This is a genomic window from Flavobacterium sp. AED (genome assembly GCF_000812945.1).
In the GTDB taxonomy this organism is placed as follows: Bacteria; Bacteroidota; Bacteroidia; order Flavobacteriales; family Flavobacteriaceae; genus Flavobacterium.
The window spans coordinates 85917-99938 of record NZ_JSYM01000007.1 but is presented as its reverse complement, the minus strand read 5'-3'; the positions used below and the strand labels follow the sequence as shown (position 1 = coordinate 99938).

The following is a 14022-nucleotide window of genomic DNA, read 5'->3' as shown; positions in this document are numbered from 1 at the left end:
GCATTTTTAGTGGGATTCCCTAGCCCGGATAGCAGCGGTATCCTCTTTATGTGATTCAGACGAAGGAAGAATCACATGAAAGAGATACAAGCGAATAGCCGGAATAGCTCCTAAAAAAACTATTTAGTAGTATCACTTTCTATAAGTCCATCTCTTAAACGGATAATTCTATGGGCGTAAGCTGCAATTTCCTCTTCGTGAGTTACTAAAATCACGGTATTACCATTAGCGTGAATGTCGCCAAAAAGCTTCATAATCTCCACAGATGTTTTACTGTCTAAATTTCCTGTTGGCTCATCAGCAAGGATGATGGACGGTTTGTTGACCAAAGCACGGGCAATTGCCACACGCTGGCGTTGTCCACCCGAAAGTTGGTTGGGTTGATGATCCATTCTATCGGCAAGATTTACCTGCTCCAATACTTCAGTAGCTCGGGCATTTCTCTCGGATTTAGAAAATCCTGCGTAAATCATGGGTAAAGCCACATTATCTAGTGCAGTTGTTCTTGGTAAAAGGTTAAAAGTTTGGAAAACGAAACCAATTTCTTTATTGCGAATTTCGGCTAATTCATCATCTTTCATCTGGCTGACATCTTTTCCGTTCAGAATATAACTCCCTGAAGTTGGTGTGTCCAAACAACCTAATAAATTCATTAAAGTTGATTTTCCAGATCCTGATGGTCCCATTAATGCAACATATTCCCCTTTATTTATTTGTAAATCAATGCCTTTAAGTACATAAACGATTTCGTTTCCGAGTACAAAATCTCGTTTGATATTGGTTATTTTTATTAACGGGTTCGCCATTGGTATTTTTGATTTTTACCCTTGAGCATTGCTTAGGGAACTATTAAATTAGATTTTAAAAGTACAAAAGACTTTTGAATTATTAATAAGTAGCAGTTTTTTTAAAATTGTTACATTTTTGGGCTCAATTTAAAACAGCAAAATGGTTTATATAATTGTAATAATTGTTTTTTTACTTCAAATGCTATTTTTGATACGCATAATTGCTTTTTTATAGTTTATACTATTTTGGTAATAATTTATATAATTCACATTTTTTTATTTTTTATATCACAATTAATTTGATTTATTTCATAATTTTTGGTTTTTTATTGAATATGCTATAATGCTAATTATATTTGTGGATGTAATATTTAATCAAATCAAGTAATTATGGAAAATACAAAATTGTTGTTAGGATTAGCGGTAATCGCTTTAGGATTTACCTCTTGTAAAGATGAAAAAGCGGAACAAGCAGAGAAAACAGTTGACACTTATGTAATGTATGTAGATTCATTAGGTAATGTTGCGGCTAAAGATGCTAAAGAAAATTGGCAAGGAATTGAAGCGACATATCAAATAAGAAATGGAGAAGCACAGGCGGCTTTGACTAATATGAAAGATAATGTAAAAATGCAAGAACGTCTTGATGCCGCTAATGCAAAATATGAAGCTTTGAAAGCTAAAGTTGAAGCTGAAAAAGCAGCTGAACAAAAAGTTACTGCGGTTGCAAATCCAAAACAACAACTAAGAAATGCTTTGTTTGGAGAAGGAAAAATAGGAGATGACATGAATTTTGACTGGGTAAATGCGGCTAATATTCATAGAGTTTACCAACAATTTGTGCATGCTGTTGAAGACAATAAAGACAAATATTCTCGTGAAGACTGGGATGAAGTTAAATTAATGTACGAAGCATTGGACAGTAGAAAAAATACTGTTGAAAAAGAAGGACTTTCGTCTGCAGACAACAGAAAAATTGCTGGTTTAAAATTGAAATTTGCGCCAATGTATACATTGAATAGAATGGGAGCAAAATCAGGAGAAATGAAAAGAGCTAAAGAATAAGGAAGTTACTAATTCAAATTTAGAAATGACAGTCAGCAATGGCTGTCATTTTTTTTATGTTTGATTTTTCTAATATTGATTCTAAAAACGATATCTTGAATTAGATTAGTTTATCGTTAATTTTTTTTTAACAAACAGTCATTAGGTTACTATTTTGTAAATTGCTTTAATATCCTTCAATATTTCATCAAAGTCTATTTTCAGGTCAATTAGTGTACCGGTATGGATGTCAAAAATCCATCCATAAACTTTTAAATTGCGTTCGCTGTTCGCTTTTTGAACTTCGGCAGTTTTGATGATATTGATGCATTGTTCCTGCACATTCAATTCCACCAGCCTTTTATATCTTTCTCCTTCATTTGTTATGGAGTTCAGTTCTTTCCTGTGTATTCGGTACACATCACGAATGTTTCTTAGCCAAGGATTTAAGATACCCAAATCAGATTGTTGCATGGCTGCAAGTACACCGCCACAACCATAATGTCCACAAACGACAATATGATTTACTTTTAGATGTACTACAGCATAATTAATAACTGACATGGAGTTAAGGTCCGTATTAGGAACCATATTGGCAATGTTTCGATGTACAAAAACCTGTCCTGGTTGTAAGCCCATGAGTTCTTCGGCAGAAACACGGCTGTCAGAACAACCAACATAAAGAAATTCAGGAGATTGTCCTTCGGATAGTTTATCAAAATAATTTTCGTCAGATTGAAGTTGTTTGACAATCCAATTGCGATTATTCTCAAAAATTTGTTTGACGTCCATGTGGTGTTGTTTTGAAGATTAAATATACAAAATCTAAATCCGAATCACAAAATGTTCTTTGGGCTGTTCTCTTCTAAAAAATACCAATCCCCATTGAAACGTATCAATCGTAACAGTCACTTTTGGATGTTTTTGGATGATTTTCCAAGCTTCTTCCATTTCTGGGGACCAATGAATGTCATCGAAAATCCAAACGGTTTCGTTGGTAATCGTTGGAAGTAATAATTCGAAATATTCCAGTGTGGCTTTTTTGGAGTGATTACCGTCTATATATATTAGATTGAAGATATTAGATATTAGATTTTGGGATTGTAAATATTCGCCGAATTCCGTTATTACTAATTCCACATTATTGATATTGAACTTTTGCAATTGCAATTGACATTGATTGGCTGTTTCCGGACAACCTTCTAAAGTGATTATTTTTGCTTTTAAATTACCTAAAGAAAGCGCGGAAGTCGCTAATCCTAATGAACTACCAATCTCTAAAATAGATTGCTTCGCCTGTTCACTATCGCTCGGGTCAGGCAGTAAATAATTCGTGATTCTAAATAATAATTCGGCACGTTTTGGAGAAATTCCAGCAGTTTTTGCAATCTTGGAAATTACTCTTGTATTCGATTTGAAAACTTTCGAACCTGCACCAAAATCAGTGACTTCAATGGTATTGCTGTTTTCTAAAAGCGATTTTCTGTAATTCTTTAAAACAGCATATTCGGGTTTTGACTTTTTATCATAAAAACATTTGGTCAATAAAGTAAACACAAATGGCGAATGTACCGCATGCTCATTTTTTGAGTGCCAAAGGAATTGTAAGTACGATTTTATTTGGAATAACATAGAAACATTTGCAAAGTAGGGGCGAAGGTACGAAAAAGGAGCAATTAGTGCGGAGTGAATAATCTGCGTGAAAAATATAGACACGCAGATTTGGCAGATTCACGCAGATTCAAAAGGGAAAATATTTTAAAAGTTTAATTCCCTTACTGACTAAACACGGTTAATTCTGAAAGTGTATGCCTTTGTAATTAGGAACTTGAATACGATTGTTGTTTTACTAATAATAAGCTGTTTATCATTAATTTTCGGTTAGCTGGTTTTTCTACAAGGTCTTTTTTTGACCTTGTAGGATTATAAACGGTTTTGAAAATCAATACTATAATAGTCGAACTCAGGTTAGTAATAATTCAGGTATTACACGAATTGCTTCTTCCTAAATACTATTCACTTTAAATAGTATATTTGCACCCTTGGTATTTTTGCTAATAAAAATGCCTGTTTTATATAATGATAACATCAGCAATAGAAAATAAGATTGCCATAAGCTCGGAAGAAATTGACCGATGCATCGCTATTTTGGCACAATTGAATACCGATACAGACCAAATATTTGATATCCCAAAAGAACAACGAACGGCCTTAATCAAAGCGGCTGGAATGTTTTCCAGACCGGATCGTGACGAACTTTCCCGTAGAAAAAAAGACGGAAAGTTAGCTGTCAAAAGGAAAATGGAAAAGCGCGACCGAACTGCCCGTAAGGAAACCGGAATTCGTCATGCTCGTGAAGCGAGTATTTTTGTGGCGCCAAAATTATTGGCAATGAACCATCTCGCTCTCAAAGAACAATTAGAATTGGAAACGCCAAGAAATTGTTACGTATGTAAAACGGAGTTTACTAAAATGCACCATTTTTATGACACAATGTGTACCGATTGTGGCGATTTTAATTACGCGAAACGTTTTCAAACTGCAGACGTAAATGGACAAGTAGCGGTTATTACAGGTTCTCGTCTAAAAATAGGCTATCACATTACGTTGATGCTGTTGCGTGGCGGAGCAACAGTTATTGCTACTACTCGTTTTCCGGTGGATTCAGCATTGCGTTTTTCTAAGGAGGATGATTTCATGGATTGGGGACATCGCTTAAAAATTCACGGTTTGGATTTACGACACATTCCCAGTGTGGAAATTTTTTGCAATTTCATTGAGCAAAAATACGAACGATTGGATATCTTAATCAATAATGCGGCACAAACTGTGAGACGTCCCGCCGGATTCTATACCCATTTAATGGAAAACGAGGAACTTCCTATAGCTTCTTTACCCCAACAAGCACAAGAATTATTACTGGATCATACCAATTGTTTGGATGAATTAAAAGTGTTGACCTCAGGAGTTTCTTCAAATCAAAATATGCCGGTGACTTGGCATGGACCAGAACCGGGAATTGGGTTGCGGGCTTCCGCCAAATTATCCCAGATTCCGTATTCGTTTGATAATGCGCTGGTGGCGAATGAAGTTTTCCCGGAAGGAGAACTCGATGCCGATTTGCAGCAAGTAGATTTAAGAAAAACCAACAGCTGGCGTTTGCGATTGGGACAAATAGAAACGACGGAAATGATTGAAGTGCAGTTGGTGAATTCGGTGGCTCCATTTGTACTGTGTAACCGCCTTTCGGAAGTAATGAAGAAAAACAACACGGGACAAAAGCACATTATTAATGTATCGGCTATGGAAGGAAAGTTTCATCGCTTTTTTAAAGAAGACCGCCATCCGCATACCAATATGGCCAAAGCAGCTTTGAATATGCTGACGCATACCTCATCAGGAACTTTGGCAAAAGACGGAATTTTTATGAATGCCGTAGATACGGGTTGGGTAACCGACGAAGATCCAGCAGAATTAGCCAAAAGAAAACAGGAAGAAGAAGATTTTCAACCGCCATTAGACATTGTGGATGGTGCTGCAAGGGTTATGGATCCTTTGTTTGACGGTATTAATACAGGAAAACATTGGTGTGGGAAATTTTTGAAAGATTACAATCCTATTCCTTGGTAGAAATTATTCATTTATAAAATTAAAAACCACAACAAAATCTAATTCTGTTGTGGTTTTTTGTTTGCTTGCTTTACCGACACGGATTGTAAATCAGGACTACTCAATAATTTATGAAATTTTTAGAGTTTTAAATTAGGTTCAAAACCGTTTTATTAATTAGTTTTGTTGTAAATTAATAATTTAGGGGCTGTTATTATGCAGTTTTCTTTATATTAGTATCTTTAATATAGAATTCAATAAATATAAAAGTTTAAAACATTATCTAATTTAACCACATTTTAATTTTAAATACTATGGTAATAGAGTATAAAGGGGAACAAAACGGAATTCCGACAAAATTTACTATAAAAATCATCGGAAACAATATATCGAAAACAAGTTCGAATTACCAAATTGATTTATTGGTAGGGGACAAGCAATTGCCAACTTTTAGGACATTCATTCATAAGAGTTTGTCTAATTGTCTAAAAGAAATTTACTTGTTCCGTAAACACAACGGTATCAAGTTTGATGCTTCTTCAGAAACAGTAGCGCCTAAAGGAACCCTTTACAATTCGATTTTATACAACTACCACAAGAAGACCTTGTTTATGGCATAAACCATTTATAAAGGGTATAAGTTTATAAATAAAAAACCACAACAGAATTTGATTTTGTTGTGGTTTTTTTATTGTTATTTTTTTGCTCATTGTTATGGGCGCAAAGTCAGAGACGTTTGCGCAGCGTAATCAAGAACTATTGTATACTTAGCAGAGCTGGGTTGTAAAAATATAAAATGCGTAGTTCTTTATTCCCCTTAAGGGTTAGAGGTTTATCCCTCTATCTTAGCACTTAGCTCAAACCATCGTTCTTCTCTCTCTTCAATTTTATTAATGATGTTTTTCAATTCGTTGGCTTTCTTTTCAATATCGCCTTCGGCAATTTTTCCATCGGAGAATAATTGCTCGATAGTTGTTTTCTGAATTTCTAAATCTTTTATTTCTCGTTCTGTTTTTTGAAATTCTTTTTGCTCGTTGAACGTCAGGTTTCCGGTTGGATTGTTTTGTTTCCAGTCTTTCTTATCGGCTTTGTTTTCCTCTTTTTGAGCGACATCAGCACTGTCTTCATAGGCTCTGAAATCAGAATAATTTCCAGGGAAATCTTCCACCACACCATCACCTCTAAAAATGAATAAGTGATCTACAATTTTATCCATGAAATACCTGTCGTGAGAAACCACTAAAAGACAACCCGGATAATCCAAAAGGAAGCTTTCCAGAACATTCAGCGTTACGATATCCAAATCATTTGTTGGTTCATCCAGAATCAAGAAGTTTGGATTCTGAATCAAAACCGTACACAAGTACAAACGTTTCAACTCTCCTCCACTCAATCTATCGACAAAATCATATTGTTTTTTAGAATCAAACAAGAAACGCTCCAGTAATTGGGAAGCCGAAATCAATTTCCCTTTCATCAACGGAATAAATTCTCCGTATTCCTTAATCACGTCAATCACACGTTGACCCGGTTTTGGGTTAATTCCGCTTTGCGTATAGTAACCTACTTTTATCGTTTCACCAATTACTACTTTTCCACCATCAAGCGGTAAAGTTCCAGTTAATAAATTCAAGAAAGTTGATTTTCCGGTTCCATTTTTTCCAATGATTCCAATGCGTTCCCCACGTTGAAAATCAAAACTGAAATTATCCATGATCACATGATCCTTGAATTTTTTGGAAATTTTGTGAAGCTCAATAATCTTGCTTCCCATACGTTCCATGTTGATTTCCAGCTCTACTTTATTTTCACGACGACGGCTTTGCGCTTTTTCCTTAATGTCATAAAAATCATCCTGACGCGATTTCGATTTTGTCGTTCTCGCTTTTGGCTGACGACGCATCCATTCCAATTCTTTTACAAAAAGGTTTTGCGCTTTATCCACGCTCGAATTTTCGGATGCGATGCGTTCCTCTTTTTTCTCTAAATAATAAGAGTAATTTCCTTTGTATTGGTATAATTTACCGTTGTCTAATTCGATGATTTCGTTACAAACGCGTTCCAAAAAGAAACGGTCGTGCGTCACCATAAACAACGTAATGTTTTCTTTGGCAAAATAACTTTCCAGCCATTCAATCATCTCTAAATCCAAGTGATTCGTAGGTTCATCCAAAATCAATAAATCTGGACGATTAATCAAAATGATAGCCAGTGAAAGTCTTTTTTTCTGTCCACCAGAAAGATTCTTCACTTTTAGTTTAAAATCTTCTAACTTCAGTTTGAACAAAATTTGCTTGTACTGCGTTTCAAAATCCCACGCATTGTGCTGATCCATTCCGTCAAAAGCTTTTTGGTATGCTTCTTCATCCTCAGGATTTTCTAATGCTTTTTCATAGGCTTCAATGACTTTCAAAGTCTCATTATCCGAAGCGAAAATACTTTCTTCAATCGTCAATTCGTCTTGCAAGTTGTTGTTTTGCGAAAGGAAAGCCATTTTTATGCCTTTTCTCAAAACCACTTGTCCGGTATCTGGTTCGTCAAGACCATTAATAATACTCATAATAGTCGTTTTTCCAGAGCCGTTTTTGGCTATGAAGGCAATTTTTTGGTCTTTATTGATTCCAAATGAGATGTTGTCAAATAAGGTTCTTTCGCCAAATGATTTGGATATATTTTCTACGGATAGGTAATTCATGATGTAATAGTGCTTAAAATCAAGCTTTTAATGTATTGTAAAAAGGATTGGTCTCTAATTTGGTCTCTAATTTAAAATAGAGGTCAATTATACTTTTGCAAAGATAGTTTATTTGCAACAAACAAAAAAAGATAGCCTTAAACCTACCTTTTGAACTCATCTGAAAATAGAACATGGATAACATGGATTGAACAAATTAACACAGATTTAAATTTGTTCTTTTTTTTATTCTAATTAAAAAAATCGTGTCCCGAAGTACCATAATAATTTTGCTTTTTCATGTTATAATGAAAAGAACCTGTGATAATCCGTCAAATCTGTATTCAATTCTAATTGTATAAAAATCCGTGTCCACAGGGTAGCCTCCAAGCATAATTTTAATGTAAAATGTTTATCAAGCATTATATTATAGACTATTGTTCTTAAAACATATTAATACAACTTTTCTTCTACTATCTAACTTGTGCCTATGTTTTCCATATTTAGCAGAATAGCGGGAATAGCCCATATTAATAAATCAAATTTTGAGCAATTTAAATTTATCATATTTTTCTTAAAAATCATTAAAAGTGGGTATTGTGGAAAGAAGAAAACATCTTTAATATTGCGAAGTTTTCGTTGTGATGTTAATATTAAAAATAAACGATGATATAGGGTTGATTATAAATAAGAGATTAAAATAAAATTACTTGTATATGAGAATAAAATTACTTCTACTATTATTCCTTTATTCATTGCTCGCCCAATCCCAAGATATTCTTTGGGAAAAATCATATGGCGGCAAACATGCCGATTATCTTTTTGATGCCCAACCTACAGCTGACTATGGATTCATATTAGCAGGAAGTTCCTTGTCTAATAAAACCGGAAATAAAACGGAGGAAAATCATGGAGATTTAGATTATTGGGTGTGGAAAATGAATGAAAAAGGGGATCTCGATTGGCAAAAAAGTTTAGGAGGAAGTGGGTTTGACTTACTCCAAAGTATTAAAAACACAAAAGACGGTGGTTTTATTTTAGCTGGAACTTCCAATTCACCCAATGATTTTCAAAAAAAAGATAGTTGTAAAGGCGTTACTGATTTTTGGATCGTCAAACTAGATGCTAAAGGAGAAGAGCAATGGCAAAAGACAATTGGGGGCAGTGGACAAGATGAGCTAATGACTGCTTTTCAAACTAGTGATGGGGGCTATATATTAGGCGGATCGTCTAGTTCTAATCCTTCAATTAAAAAGAATAATCCTAATGATAAAAGTTCATTAGATGCTAAACCCGATTTGTATGGCAAGTCTGAAAAAAGCTGTGGTAATATGGATTATTGGATTGTGAAATTAGATAAAGAAGGAGTTGTTCAATGGCAAAAAACCTATGGAGGAGAATATACGGACCTCCTTCGTAGCATGGAGCAAACTAAAGACGGAGGGTATATTTTAGGTGGTTATTCTAATTCCCCGCAATCAGGAGATAAAACAGATGCTAATATCGGAATTGGAGACTATTGGATTGTAAAAATTGACGATAAAGGTGCCATAGAATGGCAAAGAACTTATGGGGGGGACGGAGATAACGAATTGTATGTAATCCATCAAACGGAAGACGGAGGTTATCTAGCGGGTGGAAATTCTAATAGTACAAGCCCACTAACGGCAATGGGAGGAATGGTAAGTAGTGGTACAGATTATTGGGTCTTGAAAATGGATGATAAAGGAGCTATTGTTTGGAGTGAGACCTATGATTTTGGGAAAGTGGATATATTGACATCTTTGGTAGAAAACAAAGACCATACATTCTTGATAGGAGGTTATGCGCAAAGCGAAAATACTAATTTTCAAACAAAATTTGTCAAAACAGATAAAGAAGGCATCAACGATTATATCGCACTAAAAATTAATGAGAAAGGGGAAATTTTGTGGAGTAAAACTGTCGGAAGTTCAGGGGAAGATATTTTGAGGAAATTAATAGAAACTCGTGATGGAGGCTATTTGTTAACAGGTACTTCTAACGCTAAATCTTCAGGAGATAAAAATTCGGCAATTGGGAGTAATGATTTTTGGGTAGTAAAACTCAAAGACAAGAAAAAAACAATAGAAGAGAGAGCAACAGTTGAAGCCATCCCCAACCCTGCGGTCACTTTTACTAATATTATTGTAGGTTATGAATTTGAGAGTGGTACGGCAACCTTAGTTGATATGGCAGGTCGTATTCTACAACAGTTTAGTATTACAAGTAGAACCATACCCATTGATTTAAGCCGTTATCCTGATGGGGTTTATGTAGTAAACATTAAAACGAATGTACAGAGCGATGGGATTAAGGTAATTAAGAAAAAATAACAATTTGTAAAAGATGAAAATTAAATTTGTAATAATAGTTATATTAATAAATTTTTGCTTACATGCACAAAAATCGACTGAATATGATAACAATATACCTTTACCGCCCGAAGCTTACCAGTTTAAAAAAAGGTTACAGAATAATGTCTCTCTATACACAGGACAACCATCTATAGATGTTCCTTTATATGTAATTAATTTGGATGGGATGGAGGTACCCATTTCTATTTCATATAGTACAGGAGGAATTAAAGTTGAAGAAGAAGCAACTTCTGTTGGATTGGGATGGAGTTTAAATATTGGTGGACAAATATCTAGAAACAATCATGGATTGCCAGATGAGCGTTATTTTATTAGTAAACCTTACAATGCTGAATTGGGGATCGGTTCATTAAAAGAAACATTGGTTCCAAATAATCAAGGCAATTATGTTGCATGTGCAGCTCCTTATACAAACAGAGTAGCTTTCTATGATAAGGCATTTAGATGTGGAAATAATATAACTACAAATTACACTCCTGCTGATAGTCGTCCAGATGAGTTTTATTATAGTTTATTTGGACATAGTGGTAAATTTATGTACAGCCAACAATTTACTAAATTCATTACATTTCCATTAGATGATATAAGTATTAATTATGAGCTTGGTGTATCACAAGGAATAAATTTCTTTGATAATTTTAATATTAAACTTCCTAATGGATTTTCTTTAATTTTAGGAAAAGATGGTAGATCCGCAATTAGTGAATTTTTGGGTTTTCCGTTTGATCAATCATGGCAATTGAAGAAAATAACTTCTCCTAAAGGCAAAGAAATTGTTTACAATTATATTTCTGCTAATTACAATTTATTTACAAATTTATCTTCTACTGTCACCCATATACCAGGTTCGTCGGTATATAATGAATTAGTATCCAGTACTGAGAGTAACAAAACCAATAATAAAGAAAAATTAGTTTCTGAAATTAGTTTTTCAAATGGAAAGATATCGTTTATATATGGCGACAGAGTTGATTTGCAGACAGGCTCTAAAAGATTACAGGAAATTAGAATTCTCGACAATTCAAATAATTTAATAAAAAAAATTGAGTTAGTTCAAAGTTATTTTAATGCCAACATTAATCTCTTTGGGACTAATGATGCCGTTAATAAAAGATTAAAGCTTGACGCTGTAAAATTTTATGACACAAACAATACTATTGTTGAGAATTATAATTTTGATTACTATCAATTCGATAAAATTCCATCTAAATATTCTAAAGCTCAAGATCATTGGGGATATTTTAATGGGAAGGACGCAAATGTAACTTTATTACCAAAAAATTTGATACCTAGTTTTAATGTAGAAAGTGGAGTAGGATTTAATAGAGATATAGATACCCTTTATACAAAAACATTTTCATTAAAAAGTGTTAGGTTTCCTGAGGGAGGAGTTAAATATTATAATTATGAAAATCATAAGGTTCTACCGGGTACAATGACAAATTACTTTTATAAAAACATATTAAATGATCAATTCGATATAAAAGAATATTCTTTAAATATTTCTGGTTATAATTTAAATTACTTCTATCCTTTACCCAATGAAGTAAATACTTTTAATAAAGTTTTTTACAGTTCGCTTTTTGAAGTTAATGCTAATGATACTGATATGAGACCCGGTGAATTAAATTTACTGATAAAATCAAATTTACCTTTTCAGGTCCCCAATTATTCAAATATTAATGTAGAGTATAATAATATATCATTTTATATAGAAAAGAAACAAGATAACGGAACCTATACAATTTTTAGTTATTTGGGAACAATATCTAAAAGTCAGAATGCAACAGGTATAATTAATAGTAAAGTTAAATTTCCAATTGGAATATATAGATTGAAGACAGTTATTGTCCAAAATTATTTACTTTCAGATCCAAGTAGTTATAATTATCCACACAGTACCAGTTTTAAAATTAAATACAGACGTAAAGTAAGAGATGAAATTTTTGTTGGAGGCTTAAGAATTAAAGATATCAAAACCTATAATAGTAGTAACTTAAATGACGTAAAATATATCACAAAATTTTTTTATTTAGATGATAATAATTTGACTTCGGGTAGAGCAGTAAATGCACCTTCATATGGTGAAAATGCTAGCGAAAAAAGTGCTGTTGTTATTAATTCTGGTCAGGGATCTTATACTGTTTATAATTCTAAACTTGTGGTTAAGTTTTCCTCATCCTCAATTCTTCCCTTGTATAAAACAAGTGGCTCAAATGTAGGTTATTCAAAAGTTAGTCAAATAGATTATGATAATTCAAATGGAGATCAAATTAAAGAAGATAATTATTTTAGTTTTTTTGAGCCTCTACTTTCTGATATGCCTGAATTTGACTATTTACGAGAATTTGAACCAAAAGAATGGCAAAGAGGTAAATTAATTAAAAAAGCATCTTTTAGTGCAAATACTGTAGTAAAAGAGGAGATTTATAAATATTATGGCGATTACGTAGAGCAGAATATGGGATTTGTAGACGAAATAAATTATGAACTCATGGATAAAAATGAATTATGTGCACCTGAGGCAGGTCTTTCAAAACATATGTATCCAAATGGAGTTATATATCCAAATGCTTATGACAATGTTTCTGCTATTTCATATAATTTAAATAAATATACATACGAAAATTCTAGTTTTTATTCAACTAATCCTATTAATCTGAATCAACCTATTGAGTTAAAAATACCTTATTTTAAAATTTATACTGGATTTGATAAATTAAAATCAAAGATCACAAAGAATTATTTTCAAGGTAATGTTGTAGAACAGAAAGAAGAATATCTATATAATAATACACCAAGTAACATTGAATTAACCTCCATTAAAAATTCTACATCATTGAATAGTGATTTAATCGAAACGAAATATTTCTACCCTCAAGATACAGAGATGGTAAATGAACCATTTAGAAATGAGTTTATTGTTAGAAATATGATTGGTTTACCTTTGAAGACTGAAACATTTAAGGGTGCAGAAAAACTATCTGAACAAACAACAAAATATAACGTTTTTCCATCGACGGTCTCGGGTCAAACGTTATTATTGCCCCAATTTATCTATGGGAAGAAAGGGAGTGTAGTTCCAGACCAATTAGAGAAAAAAATCACTTATGATCAATATGATACCAATGGTACACTATTGCAATACACTTCCGAGGGAGGCATGTCAACTGTTATTATTTGGGGCTATAATAAAACCCTGCCTATTGCAAAGATTGAGAATACTACTTATAGCCAAGTAACTGCGTATGTTGCCAATCTACAAATGCTTTCGAACACAGATACAGAGGCTAATTTACTCCTTGCTTTAGATAATTTAAGAAATGCTTCAGAAATGACAAGTGCCATTGTAACGACCTATACTTACAAACCTCTTGTTGGTGTTAGTACCATAACCGATGCTAAAGGAGATAAAATAATATATAGCTATGATGGATATGGTAGGTTGCAAAATGTAAAAGATAAAAACGGTAATGTATTAACTGAAAACGAATACCATTATAAACCGTAA

General features: G+C 33.3%; 9 protein-coding genes. 5 read left to right on the top strand and 4 right to left on the bottom strand.

The window, feature by feature from the left end; translation table 11 throughout:
* Window positions 1–119: 119 nt before the first annotated feature.
* On the bottom strand, window positions 120–806 hold the full coding sequence (locus OA85_RS16520; protein WP_039110941.1) for an ABC transporter ATP-binding protein: 687 nt from the start codon (window positions 804–806) through the stop codon (window positions 120–122).
* 372 nt (window positions 807–1178) lie between these two features.
* Between OA85_RS16520 and OA85_RS16515 the strand changes: the two genes are divergently transcribed.
* Window positions 1179–1853, top strand: coding sequence for a hypothetical protein (locus OA85_RS16515; RefSeq protein ID WP_039110940.1), 675 nt, complete (start codon window positions 1179–1181; stop codon window positions 1851–1853).
* A gap of 141 nt (window positions 1854–1994) precedes the next feature.
* Here the strand turns inward: OA85_RS16515 and OA85_RS16510 are convergent, their stop codons facing one another.
* Both OA85_RS16510 and OA85_RS16505 read right to left on the bottom strand, forming a co-directional pair.
* On the bottom strand, window positions 1995–2624 hold the full coding sequence (locus tag OA85_RS16510; protein WP_039110939.1) for a carbonic anhydrase: 630 nt from the start codon (window positions 2622–2624) through the stop codon (window positions 1995–1997).
* A gap of 33 nt (window positions 2625–2657) precedes the next feature.
* Window positions 2658–3464, bottom strand: a complete 807-nt coding sequence (locus OA85_RS16505; RefSeq protein WP_039110938.1) for an O-methyltransferase — start codon at window positions 3462–3464, stop codon at window positions 2658–2660.
* Between the two features lie 447 nt (window positions 3465–3911).
* Between OA85_RS16505 and OA85_RS16500 the strand changes: the two genes are divergently transcribed.
* Together OA85_RS16500 and OA85_RS16495 are read left to right on the top strand one after the other, a co-directional pair.
* The gene (locus tag OA85_RS16500; RefSeq protein WP_039110937.1) at window positions 3912–5462 is read left to right on the top strand and encodes an SDR family NAD(P)-dependent oxidoreductase; all 1551 of its coding nucleotides are present in this window, start codon (window positions 3912–3914) and stop codon (window positions 5460–5462) included.
* A 293-nt stretch (window positions 5463–5755) separates the two neighbouring features.
* Window positions 5756–6061 (top strand): hypothetical protein, encoded by a 306-nt coding sequence (locus OA85_RS16495; protein ID WP_039110936.1) that lies wholly within the window; start codon window positions 5756–5758, stop codon window positions 6059–6061.
* Between the two features lie 212 nt (window positions 6062–6273).
* Here OA85_RS16495 and OA85_RS16490 read toward each other — a convergent pair whose 3' ends face one another.
* Complete coding sequence (locus tag OA85_RS16490) at window positions 6274–8136, bottom strand: ABC-F family ATP-binding cassette domain-containing protein (protein WP_039110935.1); 1863 nt, start codon at window positions 8134–8136, stop codon at window positions 6274–6276.
* A 695-nt stretch (window positions 8137–8831) separates the two neighbouring features.
* On the opposite strand from OA85_RS16490, the gene OA85_RS16485 reads away from it, so the two are divergent.
* Complete coding sequence (locus OA85_RS16485; protein ID WP_039110934.1) at window positions 8832–10469, top strand: T9SS type A sorting domain-containing protein; 1638 nt, start codon at window positions 8832–8834, stop codon at window positions 10467–10469.
* 13 nt (window positions 10470–10482) lie between these two features.
* Entirely contained in the window at window positions 10483–14022 is a 3540-nt protein-coding gene (locus tag OA85_RS16480; RefSeq protein WP_039110933.1) for an RHS repeat protein, read from the top strand.